Origin of the sequence: Agrobacterium sp. FDAARGOS_525 (assembly GCF_003938925.1) — a bacterium.
In the GTDB taxonomy this organism is placed as follows: domain Bacteria; phylum Pseudomonadota; class Alphaproteobacteria; order Rhizobiales; family Rhizobiaceae; genus Agrobacterium; species Agrobacterium pusense.
On the sequence record NZ_RKIU01000003.1, the window covers coordinates 894,709 to 911,621 of the forward strand.

The window sequence follows — 16,913 nt, forward strand, 5'->3', positions numbered from 1 at the left end:
CGTTATTACACGCTTTCACGTCATGAAGCCGCCGCGTTTTTCGCGGACAATCGCTGCGATGAAGGAGAACAGAATGAACGACCTGACCACCGGCGAAACGGCCAATGCAAGCGCAGCGCAAAATGGCGTGACGCGGCGTGGGGTGCTGACGGCATTTTCCATGGCTGCCGTGATCGCTGGCATCTCGCCGCTCGACGCCTTTGCCCAGGCAGCCGGCAATACCGCAACGGCACAGAAGATCGCGAACCACTTTTCGTCGGTAAAAACCATGATGGGTGAATTCGTGCAGTTCGGCCCGCGCGGGGAACAGACCGGCGGCAAGTTCTACATCGAACGGCCAGGCAAGCTCCGCTTCAATTATGAAGACCCATCGCCGATGCGCGTCATCTCCGACGGCAAGAATGTCGTCATCGGCAATATGAAGCTGAAGACATGGGATCTCTATCCACTGTCGAAGACTCCGCTCAGCCTGCTTCTCTCCGACAAGATCGATCTCGGCAACCAGAAGGTCCGGGATGTGAAGGAAGAATCTGACCTGACCACCATCGTCCTCGGTGACAAGAGCGTGTTCGGCGATTCCACCATCACGCTGATGTTCGACCCGAAGACGTTCGATCTGCGGCAATGGACCACGACGGACGCCCAGAACAAGGACACGACCGTCATGATCTTCAACGTTCAGACCGGCGTGAACCTCGATGAACGCGTCTTCAACATCAATTATGAAGAAGTACGCAAGCGCGGCTGACGCTCCCTGTCGATGTATGCTCTGTGAAGGCGGCTCTCAGGCCGCCTTTTTCATTTTGCCGCTAAAATACATTCCCGTTTTCGTCACGATGTTATAAGCCTGCGCCCCGGAAACAGCCTTGAGGCCTTGCTTCGAGGCGATAAAAGCGGAGCTCATTTATGTCGTTTTCGATAACCACCTGGAACATCAACTCCGTCAGGCTCAGAATGCCGATCGTCGAGCAGTTTCTGGTGCGTTACAAACCCGACATTCTCTGCCTGCAGGAAACCAAATGCCCGAATGGCGAGTTTCCCATGAAGCCGTTGAAGGCGCTGGGTTACGAGCACGTGATCATTCACGGCCAGAAGGGCTATCATGGTGTCGCCATTGCCTCGAAAATCCCGCTGACGGAAGATCATCGGCAGGATTACTGCGGAATTGGCGACGCGCGCCATATTTCCGCGATTGTCCAGGTGGGATCGCGCCGCATCCGGCTCCATAATTTTTATGTTCCGGCAGGCGGCGACGAACCTGATCGCTCAATCAATCCGAAATTCGGCCACAAGCTGGATTTCATTGAGGAAATGAAGGCATTGCGTGCCGATGGCGTGCCCGGCACCTCTTCCATCCTCGTCGGTGACCTCAATATAGCGCCGCTCGAGAACGATGTCTGGTCGCACAAGCAGCTTCTCAAGATCGTCAGCCACACGCCGGTGGAAACCGAGGGTATGCTGGACATCATGAAGAAGGGCAACTGGCTTGATCTGATGCGGCTGAATGTGCCGGCGACGGAAAAAATCTACACGTGGTGGAGTTACCGCGCCAAGGACTGGGAAGCGGCTGATCGCGGCCGCCGCCTCGATCACATCTGGTCGTCTCAGGATCTCGGCCCGTCGCTTGACAGGATCGAGATATTGCGGGAAGCCCGCGGCTGGAACCGACCATCGGATCACGTTCCAGTCACCGCCCATTTCCGGTTTTGAACCAATGCCGGACGCGGTGATCTGGCGCGCGGTCACATGAAGCGGTTCTGCAAACGGGCGGCACCGGCGGCCAGAGACGCGATATTGTCGCGAATGCGCGCCGAAACGATGTCGGCGACCTCAGGAAACTCTTCCACCAGGCGGTGAAAGAGAATGCGCGTTATCCGGATGACTTCGGAATCCTCCGCAGCCACGGCAGTAAATTTTCTTTCGCAAAGGGTAAAAAGCGCAAGTTCCGAAAGCAGGGCGCCCTTTCCGGGCGTAGCCTGCAGCACGGGCTTGCCGTCCCGTCCGGCTGAAAAAAGCTCGAAATGACCCGACGTCACGGCAAAGGCGCATTCGGCAGGGGAGTGTTCGCGAAACAAGGTCTGTCCCGCCGCGACACGCCGGCGCTCTGCGCCGAAGGCGATGAGCCGCAGCTGATCATCACTGAAGCCCGCAAACAACGGCACTTGCCCCAGCAGCATGATATCGTCGGTCAAGGCCATGTCGATTGTTACTCCGGAAAACCGCCTGCGTTGCTATAGCGGTTTTCCAATATCGGCCTTCAAAACACAAGGTGCTAGAGCAATGCTCAACAACTCGGGGGGACCCCCCGGGGGTCTATCAGGGGACGATCTTGTAGCCGCCGTTCTCGGTTACGAGAATCTCGGCATTGGAAGGATCCCGCTCGATCTTCTGACGCAGCCGATAAACGTGCGTTTCGAGCGTGTGGGTCGTGACCCCGGAATTGTAACCCCAGACCTCTTCCAGCAGGACGTCGCGCGTCACGACCGTGCTGCCTGCCCGGTAGAGATAACGAATGATCGCGGCCTCTTTTTCCGTCAGCCGGATTTTCTTGCCGTCTTCGGTCGTCAGGAGCTTCTGGCTGGGCTTGAACTGATAAGGACCAACGGTGAAGACCGCATCCTCGCTCTGTTCATATTGACGCAACTGGGCCCGGATGCGGGCGAGAAGCACGGCGAAGCGGAAAGGCTTTGTCACATAGTCATTGGCGCCAGCCTCAAGGCCGAGGATCGTGTCCGAATCCGTATCGTGGCCCGTGAGCATGATGATGGGCGCCTTGAAGCCGCCCTTGCGCAAAAGCTTCACGGCTTCGCGGCCATCCATGTCGGGAAGCCCGACATCCATGATGAGTAGATCGACCTGCGAAGTTTTGGCGGTCTGCATCGCCTGTGCGGCGTTTGCGCCGCTCAACAGCGAGAATTCCTCATAGGGAGACAATTGCTCGGTCAGCGTCTCCCGAAGATCGTCGTCATCGTCCACGAGAAGGATAGTGCGAGCCGTCATTCGGATTCTCAGCCTTTCTTACTTTAATCGTCAGCCAATTCAGCGGTTTGCCGGTAAAAGGTCAACCCATTGCCATCACATGATGAAGTGCTATGACTTCACGTTAAATAACCTGCAAAGCAAAATCTCGTGAAAAACATGAGCAAACGTCCCGTAGAACAACGTAAACGCGCATCAACGCTCATGGTTCGGCCAGCTCCTTTGAAAATCAACCGGGCCATCGTTCAGCTCGGCCATCTCACATTTCCGGCTGCCATCGGGCGCAATGGCCGGACTGCACGAAAACGGGAAGGTGACGGAAAGTCGCCGATTTCCGTGACCCGCCTGCTGCATGGCTTTTATCGAGGCGACCGCATGTCCGCCATCACGGCTGCCCTGCCGATGCAACGCACGCGGAAATCGATGCTGTGGTGTGATGAGCCCGGCAACCCCAATTATAACAGGCTGGTCAAGGCACCTTTCGCGCCGAGCCACGAGGACATGATGCGCACAGATGGCCTTTACGATGTCTGTCTTGTGCTGGACTGGAACGTCACCTCAAGAAGCCGCAACCGCGGCTCGGCAATCTTCATGCATATGATTAGGCCGGGATATGAACCAACAGCAGGTTGCGTAGCACTGCATCCCCGCGACATGCGGCGCGTCCTGCCGCATCTGCGCAAAGGCACGAAAATCCGCATCTTGTGAATTAAGCCGGCACTTTGACAACAAAAAACCCGCCATAAAGGCGGGTTTTTTTAGAAGGAAGAGGCCGGCGATTACGCGGCTTCGTCCTGAGAATCGTCTTCTTCGACAGCCTTGCCGCGCTTGGGGCCCTTGGCAAGGTTGACTTCCACCAGGCGAACAGCCTCGGTTTCGGACATCTTGTTGACAGCGGCGATTTCGCGCGCCATGCGGTCGAGAGCGGCTTCGTAAAGCTGGCGCTCGGAATAGGACTGCTCAGGCTGGTTTTCCGCGCGGTAGAGATCGCGAACGACTTCCGCGATCGCGATGAGATCGCCGGAGTTGATCTTCGCATCATATTCCTGCGCACGGCGCGACCACATGGTACGCTTCACACGTGCCTTGCCCTGCACCACTTTCAGCGCCCGCTCGACAAAATCGCCTTCGGAAAGCTTGCGCATGCCGATGCTGACGGCTTTGGCGACGGGAACTTTAAGACGCATCTTGTCTTTTTCGAAATCAATGACAAAAAGCTCAAGCTTCATGCCGGCGACTTCTTGTTCCTCGATGGCAGAAATGGTACCGACACCATGAGCGGGATACACAATCGCTTCACCGGTTTTAAAGCCGTGATGTGCTGGAGATTTCTTCTGCTGGGTCGTCATTCGTTCTAAAAACTCCCTGTTACATACCCGGGGATGCCGGGGTTGGGTCGGTCAGGCCCTGATGAGACGGGGGAACCGTCAGGTGATTCCGCACTGGTCCAGCCGTGCACGCAAAAATACACCTTCCCGCCTCGCGGGGTTCGATAACGTAAACGCTCGATATGTCACGGAAACCGCGTGCAAAAGAGGTGTTGCTTTCGTGGTGTTTTTGGGCACACAAATGCCGCGCTGTGGATCAGTGTTGTTGGTGTACCACAAAAATAGGCGCAAATCAATAATTTGCTTCAACCGTGGCCGCAACATCACATTGCGGCTCAAGAACCGCTTAAAAATTAGCCGCAAAAATACTGTCGTATGCTTCTAAACTGAGCCTCGCGAGAAAAGAAGCAAAAAAATTTCACTTACCGCCTGAAGAAACACGATAGCCTCTTAAACTCTTCGTAATTCCACGCCAATATCCGATTCGACTGAAAAGGCAAAATCCGCAAATTGGCGATGCTTTTTTATATTAAAGTGTGATTTTTGGAGGAATCCACGTCAAATGGGCTACAGAAACAATCCAAAACGCGAAAAACAGATCGAAAAAGCGCGCCAGCAGGCAATTGCCGAAAATGTCGAATTTCTTGATCCTGGTATTCTTTATGGAAGGGCAAGTGTCGACGATATAGAATATTATTCCGCCGAGATGCTGGCGGCGAGTGCCGCCCACAGTTTCCAGGCGCTTTCGCGATGGACCGGGGACACCCCTCATATCAGCATTTCCCAAGTCGAGGGTGTTTCCCCGCGGGACGTGCCGGTAACGGTTCTGACCATTATCGGCCGCAACATGCCCTTCCTCTACGATTCTGTTATGGGCGAAGTCACCAGTAGTTATCGCGGTCTTTATCTTGCCGTGCACCCGATCCTCGTCCGAGACGATGATGCGAAGGGTGGTTACCGCCTTGCCGAGCCCGATGATGATCCGGCCGGCAATATAAGTCTTATCCAGCTGCACATCGCACCGCTTTCGCAGCAGGGAGCCTCGGCTCTGGAAGAGCGGCTTCGCTTCGTGCTGAAGCAGGTGGAATCGGCCTATCGCGACTGGCGGCCCATGCTGGCGAAGCTAGACGAGGCGTTGGATGAACTGTCGAAACGCGGCTCGTCGCGGCGCAAGGCCGAACGGACGGAGGCGGTCGAATTCCTCAACTGGCTTCGCAACGACAATTTCACCTTCCTGGGCATGCGTGACTACACCTATTCCGGCAAGGGGAAGAACGCGAAGATCGAGCGCGGTGACGGCGTCGGCCTCGGCAGCCTCAGCGACCCGGATGTCCGCGTGCTGCGCCTCGGCAAGAATGCCGTGACGACGACACCGGAAATCCTTGCCTTCCTCGATGGCCCGGATTTCCTCATCGTTACCAAGGCTAATGTGAAGTCCATCGTGCATCGTCGCGCCTATATGGACTATATCGGTATCAAGCGCTTCGACGAGGACGGCAATGTCGTTGGTGAGCTGCGCATCGTCGGCCTTTTCACCGCAACTGCTTATACGCGTTCGGTCAAGCAAATTCCCTTGCTGCGCGCCAAGGTCGCGGAAGTCGAGCGGCATTTCGGCTTCGATCCAAACAGCCATTCGGGCCGCATCCTGCAGAACACGCTGGAAGCCTATCCGCGTGACGATCTTTTCCAGATCGAAACCGACCTTCTGATCCGCTTCATCGAGCAGATCATGGAGCTCAGCGACCGTCCGCGTGTGCGCGTGCTCGCACGTATAGACCGTTTCGACCGCTTCGTTTCGGCCATCATCTTCGTTCCGCGCGAGGAGTATAATTCCTATGTGCGCGAGAAGATCGGCGATTATCTGAGCAGGGTCTATGACGGGCATATATCGGCCTATTATCCTGCCTTCCCCGAAGGCGCCGTTGCTCGCGTCCATTTCATTGTCGGCCGCACGGAAGGCAAGACGCCCCGCATCGCCCAGGACAAGCTCGAAGATGCCGTCAGCGATATTGCGGCACGCTGGATAGATCACTTCGTCTCCTTGTCCGAACCGGGCGCACCGGTGCTGGAAGTGGATCAGGCCTATCAGGAAGCTTTCACGCCCGAAGAGGCGATCGGCGACATGCCTGATATTCTGGCCGCCGTGAAAGGCGACCCGGTCCGCATTGAATTCTATCCGCAGGAAGGCCAGCCGGCGGGAACGTTATCCCTGAAGATTTTCCACCGCGAAGGCCATCTTCCGCTTTCACGACGTGTTCCGTTGCTCGAAAATCTTGGTTTTAACGTCATCAGCGAGCGCACTTTCGATATCGGCGTCGTGGCGGATGGCGAAAAGCACGACGTCGTGCTGCACGACATGGAACTGTCGGTCGCGGCCAGCACGACACTCGACCTGCCGCATTACGGACAGAAACTCGAAGAAGCTTTCCTTGCTGCTTTTTCAGGAAAGGTGGACAATGACAACTTCAACCGCCTGATCCTTGCCTGCGGTCTCACGGTGCGCGAAGTCTCGGTGCTGCGCGCCTACGCGCGGTACCTGCGCCAGACCGGAATCGTCTATTCGCAGGAACATATCTCCGAAACGCTCTATAAATATCCTGACATCTCCAGGAATATTTTCGCGCTGTTCAAGGCCGGCTTCGATCCATCCATCGAAGAGAAGAAGCGGCTGAAGAAACTCGCGGAAATTCATAAGGCAATCGAAGCAGCCCTGAGCGGCGTTCCCAATCTCGATGAGGACCGCACCCTCCGGCGTTACGTCAACGCCATCGATGCAACCCTGCGCACCAATTACTTCCAGAAAAATGCCGACGGCACGCCGCGTGACATTCTGGCATTCAAATTCGATCCCAAACATCTGGACGGCCTGCCCGATCCGCGCCCCTTCCGCGAAATCTTCGTTTACGGAACCGAGGTCGAAGGCGTGCATCTGCGCTTCGGCAAGGTTGCACGCGGTGGTCTGCGCTGGTCGGATCGCGGCCAGGATTACCGCACGGAGGTGCTCGGTCTTGTCAAGGCGCAGCAGGTGAAGAACGCGGTCATCGTGCCCGTCGGCGCCAAGGGCGGTTTCTTCCCGAAGAACCTGCCCGCCGGCGGCTCCCGCGACGAGGTCTTTAATGCCGGCCGCGAGGCCTATAAGACCTATATCCGCACACTGCTGTCCATCACCGATAATATTGTCGACGACGCCATCGTGCCGCCGGCTGACACATTGCGGCTCGATGGTGACGACCCCTATTTCGTCGTCGCCGCCGACAAGGGAACGGCCACCTTCTCCGATACGGCAAACGGCCTTGCCCATGAAGCCAGCTTCTGGCTGGACGATGCCTTTGCATCGGGCGGTTCGGCCGGTTACGACCACAAGAAGATGGGCATCACCGCGCGTGGCGCATGGGAGACAGTGAAGCGCCATTTCCGGGAGATGAACACCGACATCCAGACCACACCCTTCACGGTGGCGGGTGTGGGCGATATGTCCGGCGACGTCTTTGGTAACGGCATGCTGCTGTCGGAGAAGATCAGGCTTATCGCCGCCTTCGACCACCGCGATATCTTCATTGATCCGGATCCCGATACCGACAAATCCTTCGCCGAGCGCAGGCGGCTGTTCGAATTGCCGCGTTCCAGCTGGCAGGATTATGACCGTTCGGCTCTCTCTGCCGGTGCGATGATCATTTCGCGCTCTGAAAAATCGGTGACGCTGACTCCGGAAGCCGTGGCGGCCATCGGCATCGACAAGTCAGTCGCCACACCGTTCGAAATCATGACCGCCATCCTCAAGGCCCCGGCCGATCTCCTCTGGTTCGGCGGCATCGGCACCTACATCAAGGCGGCGGTGGAAACCAATACCGAGGTGGGCGACAGGGCAAACGACCCCATCCGCGTCAACGCCACGGAGGTGCGCGCCAAGGTCATCGGCGAAGGCGCCAATCTCGGTATCACCCAGAAGGGGCGCATCGCCTATGCGCTTTCGGGCGGGCGCTGCAATTCCGACGCCATCGACAACTCGGCAGGCGTGAACTCCTCCGACGTCGAGGTCAATATCAAGATCGCACTCGCCTCCGCCGTCAATAGCGGTCGCCTGACGATGCCGAAGCGTAACCAGCTTCTCGCCTCCATGACGCCTGAGGTGGCGCAGCTGGTATTGCGCAACAACTATCTGCAATCGCTGGCGATTTCGCTGACCGAGCGGCTGGGCCTTTCAAACCGGGAGGAACTCGGCCGCCTGATGAGCGCACTGGAGGCAACCGGGCAGTTGAACCGCAAGGTCGAAACCCTGCCCAACAATGCCGAGTTCAGCGAGAGATACGCCACCGGCAAACCGCTGACCCGGCCGGAGATCGGGGTGCTCTTGTCCTATGCCAAGCTCACTTTGTTTGATGCACTGGTGGCAAGCACGCTTCCCGACGAACCCTATCTCCAGCATCTGCTGGTCGATTATTTTCCGGCCAAGATGCAGAAGAACTATGCCGACGATATCAAATCGCATCGCCTGCATCGCGAAATCGTCGCGACCGCACTTGCCAATGCCGTGGTCAATCGCGGCGGCCCCGGCTTCGTGCAGAAACTTGCCGATGCAAGTGGTCTGCTTGCGGCCGATGTCGTCAAGGCAGCGGTAATCGTTGAAGATGGCTTCGGTCTCAAACGACTGTGGAGCGAGGTCGATGCGCTTGACGGCCAGATTGGGGGCGAAGTTCAGAATGGGCTTTATGCCACGATCACTCGTATCTTCACGGATGCGAGCAGGCTCTATCTGCAAACCGGGAGCGCGGGTGCGACCCCGGGCGACATGGCGACGGAAATCGAGCGCCTGAAAACCGCGATCAAGACGCTGTCACCGGCAGCGGCGAAATATCGCCGCGAACTCGGCATCACGGAAATCGACGGGGTTCCTTCCGCTCTTCTGGAGGAACTCGATACGCTCTCGCTGCTCGTCTATGTGCCTGAAATCATGCGCATCGCCGAGAGTGCGGGCACAACGCTCGCGCGCGCCGCTGAAAGCTACGCCACCGTCTCCTCGACCTTCCGTGTCGCGCGCCTGCTGGATGCCAGCCAGCGCATCACACCGGCGGATCACTACGAGAGCCTGGCTCTCCTGCGCAGCCAGGACCAGATTTCCTCATCGAGACGCCGGATCGTTATCTCCGCCCTGACAGAATATGCCAGGGAGAAGGATCCGGTTCAGGCCTGGTATGCGGCGGATCGCGTGCGGGTCAATCGTATCGTCTCCGAACTCGGCGCGCTCAGCGAGAGCGGCGATACAAACCTCGCGCGGCTCACCGTGGCGGCGGGCCTGCTTGGCGATATCGTTCAGGCACGCTGATTGGCCGCCTTAAAAACGCCATCCGGGTCACCACCCGGATGGCGCCAGACAAGACGATGCACCGGCATCGCGCCGTATTTCCCAATTTCCGATAGGACGATGAATGACTAGCCCTGCCCCAAATGCGCAAGCAGTCGTTACCAAACGCGGCATCTGGGGCTGGGTGATGTTCGACTGGGCGGCGCAACCCTTCTTCACGGTTGTCACGACCTTCGTTTTCGGGCCCTATTTCGTCGCCCGCCTCACCGACGATCCCATTGCGGCCCAGGCGACGTGGAGCAATGTGGCGACGGTATCGTCGATCATCATCGCCCTCTTCTCCCCTATCCTCGGCTCCATTGCCGACCAGTCCGGCGCACGCAAGCCGTGGATCGCCTTCTTTGCCGTCATCAAGATCGTCAGCCTGTGTCTCCTTTGGTACGCGGCACCGGGATCGCCGGTCATTCTGCCCGTTATCTGCATGATCCTCGCCTCCATCGCGGCGGAATTCTCGATCGTCTTCAACGATTCCATGATGCCGCGGCTCACCAACCCGCAAAATGTCGGGCGCATTTCCAATCTCGCCTGGGGCTCGGTTATCTCGGCGGTATGGTGGTGCTGATCGCCGTGGTGACGCTGCTGGCGGCCAATCCACAAACCGGTGTAACCATCGCCGGCATCAAGCCTCTGTTCGGCCTCGATCCCGCAACCGGTGAGGATGCGAGAATAACAGGTCCGCTCGCTGCGCTCTGGTATCTCATCTTCATCCTGCCGATGTTTCTGCTGACCCCCGATGCTGAAAAAGGTCTGCCCTTTGCAGCGGCAATCCGCTCGGGATTGGGGGAATTGAAGATCACGTTGCGCGAATTGCGCCACCGCCCCATGCTGTCGTGGTTTCTGATCGCACGCATGCTTTATCAGGATGGTGTCAACGGCGTTCTCATTCTCGGCGGCGCCTTCGCCGCCGGCATGTTCGGCTGGGCGACGATGGAAATCGGCCTCTTTGGAATTCTGCTCAACGTCGTCGCCATCGCGGGGTGCTTTGCCGCCGGGCGAGTTGACCAGAGACTTGGATCGCGCGTCACCATCCTCATCAGCCTCGTGCTTCTGCTCGCAGCCACGCTCGGCATCGTCTCCACCGAAAAGGGCTCCACCCTGTTCGGCCTGATACACTTGTCGACGGCGGATGATGGCAGTATTTTCGCGACGGGCGCCGAAAAAGCCTATCTGTTGTATGGAGTACTGATCGGCCTTGCCTTCGGCCCGGTTCAGGCGTCGTCCCGCTCTTATCTCGCCCGCAATATCACCGTGGCGGAGGCAGGCCGCTACTTTGGAATTTACGCGCTCTCCGGACGCGCGACCAGCTTCATGGCGACGCTGTCGTTTTCCATGGCAACCTATATGAGCGGCTCTGCTCACATTGGCATGGCCTCGCTCATCCTGTTTCTGGGGTCCGGATTTCTGCTTTTGCTGCGCGTGCCGGAAAGAACGGCAAGCTGAAAGCGCGAGGCAGCAGCCGATGCGGTCTGGTCAATCCGGCATCGGCGCGCAGAGGATAGCGTCAGAGCTGGTCGAGCTTTTGCTGCAATGCGCGCAGCTGCGCCTTCAGCTCATCGATTTCGGATGCATTCGGCTTGCGGGCCTCTTTCGGCGCCTGTGGCATTGCAAAAGGCGTGAAACCCTGCATTGCCTGCCGGAACAGTTCCGTATTACGGCGGATCTGCTCTTCCATCATCTGCAATGGCGCCTGAAAATTGCGGGCGAGCGAGCCGTCACCGAAAGCCTTGGCCATATGCTCCTGCATCTGGCTCTGCTGGTCGGAAAAGGTCTTCATGGAATGTTCGAGAAATGTCGGCACGACCATCTGCATCTGGTCGCCATAATAGGAGATCAATTGACGCAGAAACGCCGTCGGCAACAGCGTATTGCCGGTTTTGGCCTCCTGTTCGACGATGATCTGCGTCAGCACGGCGTGCGTGATGTCTTCGGATGACTTCGCGTCCTGAACCTTGAAGTCTTCACCACGCTTGACCATCTGCGCCAGATCATCAAGCGTTACATAGGTGCTGGTGCCGGTATTGTAGAGCCGCCGATTGGCGTATTTTTTAATGATCGTTTCGCCGTCGTGTTTCGCCATGCCCGCCTCCTCGCGATGATGGTATTTTTTTGTTTTTTGGTGTTATTGCTCTTCCCGGCGCAAAGTGTATGCGCAAAATGCGCTGTCTGACAAATGTTTTGTGCATCGCAACAGTTTGTTTTTTGCGCAGCAATTTTTAGCAAGATTCCAAGGTGATTTAGCAATATTTTTTAAAGCAACTTTCGTCATTTGACTTGGATTGAAAGCTTTGCCAGTCTCCGCCCGCAAGTGAGGAGAAAACAAATGACCCTGCCTTCAATCGTGATTGCCAGCGCTGCGCGCACCGCCGTCGGCTCTTTCAATGGCCACTTTGCCAATACGCCGGCCCACGAACTCGGCGCGACCGCTATCAGTGCCGTGCTCGAACGTGCCGGCGTTGCGGCGAACGAAATTGATGAAGTCATTCTCGGTCAGGTCCTCACCGCGGGCGAAGGGCAGAACCCGGCGCGGCAAGCGGCAATGAAGGCAGGCATTCCGCAGGAAGCGACCGCTTTCGGCCTCAACCAGCTCTGCGGCTCGGGACTGCGCGCCGTGGCCCTCGGCATGCAGCAAATCTTGACGGGTGATGCGGGCATTGTCATCGCCGGCGGTCAGGAATCCATGTCCATGGCACCTCACTGCGCCCATTTGCGTGGCGGCGTGAAAATGGGCGACTTCAAGATGATCGACACCATGCTGAAGGACGGCCTGACCGACGCCTTTTACGGCTATCACATGGGCATCACCGCTGAAAACATAGCCCGCCAGTGGCAACTCTCCCGGGATGAGCAGGACCAGTTTGCGGTCTCATCGCAAAACAAGGCTGAAGCCGCACAGGCTGCCGGACGTTTCGTGGACGAAATCGTCGCTTTCACCGTGAAGGGTCGCAAGGCCGATATCGTCATCGACGCCGATGAACATATCCGCGCCGGCGCCTCGCTGGAAACGATGGCCAAGTTGCGCCCAGCCTTCGACAAGGACGGCACCGTGACGGCGGGGAACGCCTCAGGTCTGAACGACGGCGCAGCCGCCACGCTTTTGATGTCGGAACAGGAAGCAGAAAAGCGCGGCATCAAGCCACTGGCCCGTATTGCCTCCTGGGCGACGGCGGGCGTCGATCCGCAGATCATGGGCACCGGCCCCATTCCCGCCTCCCGCAAGGCCTTGGCCAAGGCCGGCTGGTCGGTAGGCGATATCGGCCTCGTCGAAGCCAACGAAGCGTTTGCAGCCCAGTCCTGTGCCGTCGTGCGCGAGCTTGGCCTTGATCCTGATATCGTCAACGTCAACGGCGGAGCGATTGCCATCGGCCATCCGATCGGCGCTTCGGGCGCCCGCGTCCTGAACACCCTGATTTACGAGATGCGCCGCCGTAACGTGTCCAAGGGTCTTGCGACACTCTGCATCGGCGGCGGCATGGGTGTAGCCATGTGCATCGAGGCGCTCTGACGCGCGGGCCGCCCGCACTTGCCAAAAAGCAATTCCGGTTCAGCGGACAATAGGATAGAAGCGGCCTCCCATTGGCCGCATTTCTGTGGCGGTTGAGCACGACGAACAAGCACCTGCACAACTGCAGGCGCTTCAATGACAGGTCATGGAGGCCTAGATGAGCCGGGTTGCTTTGATTTCCGGCGGGACGAGCGGTATAGGTGCCGCCATAGCCCGCGCCCTGCAGGCAACCGGCTATCGGGTGGCCGTCAACTATGCCTTCACGACGGACCGGGCGGAGACATTCCAGACGGAGACAGGCATTCCTGCGTTCCAGTGGGACGTGCGCGACTACGACGCTTGCGTCAACGGTATCGCGAAGGTGGAGGAAACCCTCGGGCCGGTCGAAATCCTCGTCAACAATGCCGGCATCACCCGTGACGCCATGTTTCACAAGATGACACCGCAGCAGTGGCGTGATGTCATCGACACGAACCTCACCGGCGTCTTCAACATGACCCACCCCGTCTGGCCGGGCATGCGGGAGCGCGGTTTCGGCCGCATCGTCAATATTTCCTCCATCAATGGACAGAAGGGTCAGGCGGGCCAGGTCAATTACTCCGCGTCGAAAGCCGGCGATATCGGCTTCACCAAGGCGCTCGCGCAGGAGGGCGCAAGCCGCAATATCACCGTCAACGCCATCTGCCCCGGCTATATCGGCACGGAAATGGTGAGAGCGATCCCGGAGAAGGTTCTGGCCGAGCGGATCGTGCCACAAATCCCCATCGGACGGCTTGGGGAACCGGAGGAGATCGCGCGTTGCGTCCTGTTTCTCGTCTCGGACGAGGCTGGCTTTATCACCGGTTCCACAATGACGGCCAATGGCGGTCAATATTTCGCCTGACATTTACACGCCTGCTGCTCCGGCCGGCTCAGATCAGTAAACTTCTCGTGATATCGTGACGGCACATTTTGGCGCGCACGAAAACTTGAGCAGGACAGGACGTAAAAAAGAGACAGCTAAACCAATGAAAATACGACATTTTTCGTATAGTTTAGAACGAGTCTAGAAAGTCGTTATGAATTTGAAAAGAGGTTTTTCTTGACATTCGCTGTCCTGTTTTGGTTTAAGAACGAAAACAACGTGTTGCGTCATACAGGCAGTCCATCATGCTGGTTTGCAGCTGCAATTACATCACCGATCATGAGATCAAGGACGTTATCAACGAGCTCCTCGATGAGGACTGTTGGCAGCTTATCGTTCCCGCAAAAGTGTATCATGCCATGGAAAAGCGAGGTCGCTGCTGTGGCTGTTTTCCGACCGTTGTCGACCTGATTATCAAAACCACGGAAGAATATCACGCCCGTCGGCACTCGACTGAGGCCGATGTTTTTGATTTTATGTCCCGCCTGAAGCGATTCCACGAAGAGAACAGGAGAGCGGACATTGAAAGGCGACAAAAGAGTCATCGAGCGGCTTAACGAAGCCCTTTTTCTCGAACTCGGTGCAGTAAACCAGTATTGGCTTCATTACCGGCTTCTGAATGACTGGGGTTACACCAAGCTTGCCAAGAAGGAGCGTGCGGAATCCATCGAAGAGATGCAGCACGCAGACAAGCTTATCGATCGGATCATCTTCCTGGAGGGCCATCCCAACCTCCAGACCGTTGCTCCCCTGCGTATCGGACAGAATGTCAAGGAAGTACTCGAAGCCGACCTTGCTGGTGAATATGATGCACGGGCGTCTTATAAGAAATCCCGCGATATCTGTCATGAGGCCGGCGACTACGTTTCGATGAAGCTGTTCGAAACGCTGCTGATCGACGAGGAGGGTCATATCGACTTCCTCGAGACCCAACTCGAACTGCTCGGCAAGATCGGCGAAGAAAAATACGGCCAGCTCAATGCGGATTCCGCCAACGAAGCGGAAGACCACTAAAATACGGAAAAGGCGGCCGGCGGCCGCCTTTTTATTTATCGGAAAGGTGCCGGAATTCGGCAACCACTTTCTCGTAGACGCCGCGCTTGAACGGAACGATGAGTTCAGGCAGGCTCTCCATCGGCTTCCAGTCCCAGGCATCGAATTCGGCTGCGTGCCCCGTCGGTGGCGGATCGATCTGGATTTCGCTTTCGTCGCCTTCGAACCGGAATGCGAACCAGCGCTGTGCCTGGCCGCGATATTTACCCCTCAATCCGATGCCGATCAGTTCCGGCGGAAGATCGTAGTGGATCCAGTCGCTCGCTTCCGCCAGCAGCCGCACCGTTTTCATTCCCGTCTCTTCGTGAAGCTCGCGAATGGCCGCGGCCAGAGGCCGCTCGCCCTCATCAATCCCCCCCTGTGGCATCTGCCACAAATGCGGCGAGCCATCATATTCGGAATTGCCTTCCTTGATGCGCCGGCCGGCCCACACCAGGCCTTCGGCGTTCAGAACCATCATCCCCGCACAGGGACGATAGGGCAAATCTTCTGCTTTGATTGTCATGGGTTTCCCGCATTGTCTGAGCGCCACAAGGGCGCTGAAATGGCCGCAGGCAAGGTTTACTGCCCCGCCGGCTCCGAAACAAGGGCGGAAACGCCGACGATCTCGATACCGCGGCCCGCCGCTTCCCGGGACCACCGCGAGATCGCCGCAATGCTTTCATCAAAAGCAGAAGCCACCCCGATCGCCTGACCATTGCGGCGCGCGACCCGCTCCAATTCGTCCAACTTCCGCAAGATGGAAGCTTCGGTCACTTCGCCGTCGAGCAGAATATCGGCAAAACCCTGGGGGGCAGAGATGGCCTTTGCAATCCCCCCACTCAGGGACTGCGCTGACGAACCATCGTCCAGAAATAGCAGACCACGTTTGCCGATATCACGCATCACCGGCTCCAGCGCCGCCTGCTCGGCGAGAAAGCGCCCGCCGAGATAATTCATGATGCCGGTATAATTGGCGATTTTGGCCATGGATCGATGCAGCCGGTCGAGGTTTACCTTGGCGGGATCGGCGGCAATCAATGTATCCGGGCCGGGATTGGTGCCGGGATAACCAAAGGGCTCCAGCGGTATCTGGAGAAGAATTTCGTGCCCCTCACGGCGTGCTTCCTGCATCCAGCGTTGCAGGCTGTTGCCGCTGGCGGCAAAGCCAAGCGTCACCTCCGGCGGCAGTTCCCGTATCGCCTTTTGCGAGCCTGTCTGGCTGAGGCCGAGACCACCGACCACGATCGCCACCCGCGTGCCTCGCGCTCCCGACCAGGGCCGCGCATATTGCTCCATCGGTCGCAATCCGTCGGCGCCCACCACTGGCAACCTGCCAAAGGCCGTATCCTCAAGCAATTCCTCGTTGGGCCGCGTGGCCATCCGCGGGTCCTGGCCATAGGTCTGGCCGCTCATCAACACAGGCCCGTCATTATCACGGGGCCGAGGAGAATAGACTGAGACAACATTACCATCGGGCATGGTCGCACGATTGATGTTCGCGCCAGATCGGCCACTTTCCGGTTGCAGACCAGCCGTTTCGGCCTCCTCGGCCGGTACGGATGGTTCAGCTTTGTTTTGCGCAGGCTGCAGTTCAAGATCCGGCCCGGTCGCCGTCCTCTGCAGATTGCCGGGCGAGAGCGCCGTGTAGACGGACAGTCCGCCGATGGAAAGAACCGCAAGCGCCGCCAGAACCATAATGACGGAAAAGCGCCGGTTGATACCGGCGCTTTTTTTCTGACGACCCAGAAGCGGTTTTCGCAGGTCCGAAGGCAATGAACGATCCGTCCAGAGGGTTTGTCAATC

General features: G+C 57.8%; 14 protein-coding genes and 1 pseudogene. 9 read left to right on the forward strand and 6 right to left on the reverse strand.

The features are described 5' to 3' along the window. Positions 1 to 22 precede the first annotated feature (22 nt). Together EGT36_RS05515 and EGT36_RS05520 are read left to right on the forward strand one after the other, a co-directional pair. The gene (locus EGT36_RS05515; RefSeq protein ID WP_052114190.1) at positions 23 to 748 is read left to right on the forward strand and encodes a LolA family protein; all 726 of its coding nucleotides are present in this window, start codon (positions 23 to 25) and stop codon (positions 746 to 748) included. Between the two features lie 158 nt (positions 749 to 906). Next, entirely contained in the window at positions 907 to 1,710 is an 804-nt protein-coding gene (locus EGT36_RS05520) for an exodeoxyribonuclease III (RefSeq protein WP_004444069.1), read from the forward strand. 32 nt (positions 1,711 to 1,742) lie between these two features. Here the strand turns inward: EGT36_RS05520 and EGT36_RS05525 are convergent, their stop codons facing one another. Further along, positions 1,743 to 2,198 carry a cyclic nucleotide-binding domain-containing protein gene (locus EGT36_RS05525; RefSeq protein WP_004444071.1) on the reverse strand — a complete coding sequence of 152 codons (456 nt, stop codon included), beginning with the start codon at positions 2,196 to 2,198 and terminating at the stop codon, positions 1,743 to 1,745. 118 nt (positions 2,199 to 2,316) lie between these two features. Continuing rightward, positions 2,317 to 3,000: a response regulator transcription factor gene (locus EGT36_RS05530; protein ID WP_004444073.1), complete on the reverse strand. Its 684-nt coding sequence runs from the start codon at positions 2,998 to 3,000 to the stop codon at positions 2,317 to 2,319. A 183-nt stretch (positions 3,001 to 3,183) separates the two neighbouring features. Between EGT36_RS05530 and EGT36_RS05535 the strand changes: the two genes are divergently transcribed. Beyond that, positions 3,184 to 3,687: a L,D-transpeptidase family protein gene (locus EGT36_RS05535; RefSeq protein WP_065653650.1), complete on the forward strand. Its 504-nt coding sequence runs from the start codon at positions 3,184 to 3,186 to the stop codon at positions 3,685 to 3,687. Positions 3,688 to 3,758: 71 nt separating this feature from the next. Here EGT36_RS05535 and EGT36_RS05540 read toward each other — a convergent pair whose 3' ends face one another. Next, on the reverse strand, positions 3,759 to 4,328 hold the full coding sequence (locus tag EGT36_RS05540; protein WP_004444078.1) for a CarD family transcriptional regulator: 570 nt from the start codon (positions 4,326 to 4,328) through the stop codon (positions 3,759 to 3,761). Positions 4,329 to 4,869: 541 nt separating this feature from the next. On the opposite strand from EGT36_RS05540, the gene EGT36_RS05545 reads away from it, so the two are divergent. Next, a complete protein-coding gene (locus tag EGT36_RS05545) occupies positions 4,870 to 9,630 on the forward strand; it encodes an NAD-glutamate dehydrogenase (protein WP_125270119.1) in 4,761 nt (1,586 codons plus the stop codon). 103 nt (positions 9,631 to 9,733) lie between these two features. Then, positions 9,734 to 11,109: pseudogene (locus EGT36_RS05550) on the forward strand (MFS transporter). A gap of 61 nt (positions 11,110 to 11,170) precedes the next feature. Here EGT36_RS05550 and phaR read toward each other — a convergent pair. After that, the gene (gene phaR / locus EGT36_RS05555; RefSeq protein WP_004444083.1) at positions 11,171 to 11,746 is read right to left on the reverse strand and encodes a polyhydroxyalkanoate synthesis repressor PhaR; all 576 of its coding nucleotides are present in this window, start codon (positions 11,744 to 11,746) and stop codon (positions 11,171 to 11,173) included. Positions 11,747 to 11,989: 243 nt separating this feature from the next. On the opposite strand from phaR, the gene EGT36_RS05560 reads away from it, so the two are divergent. The 4 genes from EGT36_RS05560 to bfr all read left to right on the forward strand — a co-directional run bounded on the left by EGT36_RS05560 (position 11,990) and on the right by bfr (position 15,089). After that, on the forward strand, positions 11,990 to 13,171 hold the full coding sequence (locus EGT36_RS05560) for an acetyl-CoA C-acetyltransferase (protein WP_037090115.1): 1,182 nt from the start codon (positions 11,990 to 11,992) through the stop codon (positions 13,169 to 13,171). A 157-nt stretch (positions 13,172 to 13,328) separates the two neighbouring features. Continuing rightward, a complete protein-coding gene (gene phbB / locus EGT36_RS05565) occupies positions 13,329 to 14,054 on the forward strand; it encodes an acetoacetyl-CoA reductase (protein WP_004444090.1) in 726 nt (241 codons plus the stop codon). Positions 14,055 to 14,320: 266 nt separating this feature from the next. After that, positions 14,321 to 14,632, forward strand: a complete 312-nt coding sequence (locus EGT36_RS05570) for a (2Fe-2S)-binding protein (RefSeq protein ID WP_004444092.1) — start codon at positions 14,321 to 14,323, stop codon at positions 14,630 to 14,632. Further along, positions 14,598 to 15,089 (forward strand): bacterioferritin, encoded by a 492-nt coding sequence (gene bfr, locus EGT36_RS05575; RefSeq protein ID WP_004444094.1) that lies wholly within the window; start codon positions 14,598 to 14,600, stop codon positions 15,087 to 15,089. Before EGT36_RS05570 ends, bfr begins: the two co-directional genes overlap by 35 nt. Positions 15,090 to 15,120: 31 nt before the next feature. Here the strand turns inward: bfr and EGT36_RS05580 are convergent, their stop codons facing one another. Beyond that, entirely contained in the window at positions 15,121 to 15,633 is a 513-nt protein-coding gene (locus EGT36_RS05580; RefSeq protein ID WP_022557006.1) for an RNA pyrophosphohydrolase, read from the reverse strand. Between the two features lie 56 nt (positions 15,634 to 15,689). Continuing rightward, positions 15,690 to 16,883, reverse strand: coding sequence for a divergent polysaccharide deacetylase family protein (locus tag EGT36_RS05585; protein ID WP_037090113.1), 1,194 nt, complete (start codon positions 16,881 to 16,883; stop codon positions 15,690 to 15,692). Positions 16,884 to 16,913 lie beyond the last annotated feature (30 nt).

What these genes read in the sequence shown, in the direction of transcription:
- EGT36_RS05530 (WP_004444073.1), bottom strand. Translation starts at nt 3,000, where the DNA reads ATGACGGCTCGCACTATCCTTCTCGTGGACGATGACGACGATCTTCGG.
- EGT36_RS05570 (WP_004444092.1), top strand. Translation starts at nt 14,321, where the DNA reads ATGCTGGTTTGCAGCTGCAATTACATCACCGATCATGAGATCAAGGAC.
- EGT36_RS05520 (WP_004444069.1), top strand. Translation starts at nt 907, where the DNA reads ATGTCGTTTTCGATAACCACCTGGAACATCAACTCCGTCAGGCTCAGA.
- EGT36_RS05535 (WP_065653650.1), top strand. Translation starts at nt 3,184, where the DNA reads ATGGTTCGGCCAGCTCCTTTGAAAATCAACCGGGCCATCGTTCAGCTC.
- EGT36_RS05545 (WP_125270119.1), top strand. Translation starts at nt 4,870, where the DNA reads ATGGGCTACAGAAACAATCCAAAACGCGAAAAACAGATCGAAAAAGCG.
- EGT36_RS05580 (WP_022557006.1), bottom strand. Translation starts at nt 15,633, where the DNA reads ATGACAATCAAAGCAGAAGATTTGCCCTATCGTCCCTGTGCGGGGATG.
- phaR (WP_004444083.1), bottom strand. Translation starts at nt 11,746, where the DNA reads ATGGCGAAACACGACGGCGAAACGATCATTAAAAAATACGCCAATCGG.
- EGT36_RS05540 (WP_004444078.1), bottom strand. Translation starts at nt 4,328, where the DNA reads ATGACGACCCAGCAGAAGAAATCTCCAGCACATCACGGCTTTAAAACC.
- EGT36_RS05515 (WP_052114190.1), top strand. Translation starts at nt 23, where the DNA reads ATGAAGCCGCCGCGTTTTTCGCGGACAATCGCTGCGATGAAGGAGAAC.
- EGT36_RS05560 (WP_037090115.1), top strand. Translation starts at nt 11,990, where the DNA reads ATGACCCTGCCTTCAATCGTGATTGCCAGCGCTGCGCGCACCGCCGTC.
- phbB (WP_004444090.1), top strand. Translation starts at nt 13,329, where the DNA reads ATGAGCCGGGTTGCTTTGATTTCCGGCGGGACGAGCGGTATAGGTGCC.
- EGT36_RS05525 (WP_004444071.1), bottom strand. Translation starts at nt 2,198, where the DNA reads ATGGCCTTGACCGACGATATCATGCTGCTGGGGCAAGTGCCGTTGTTT.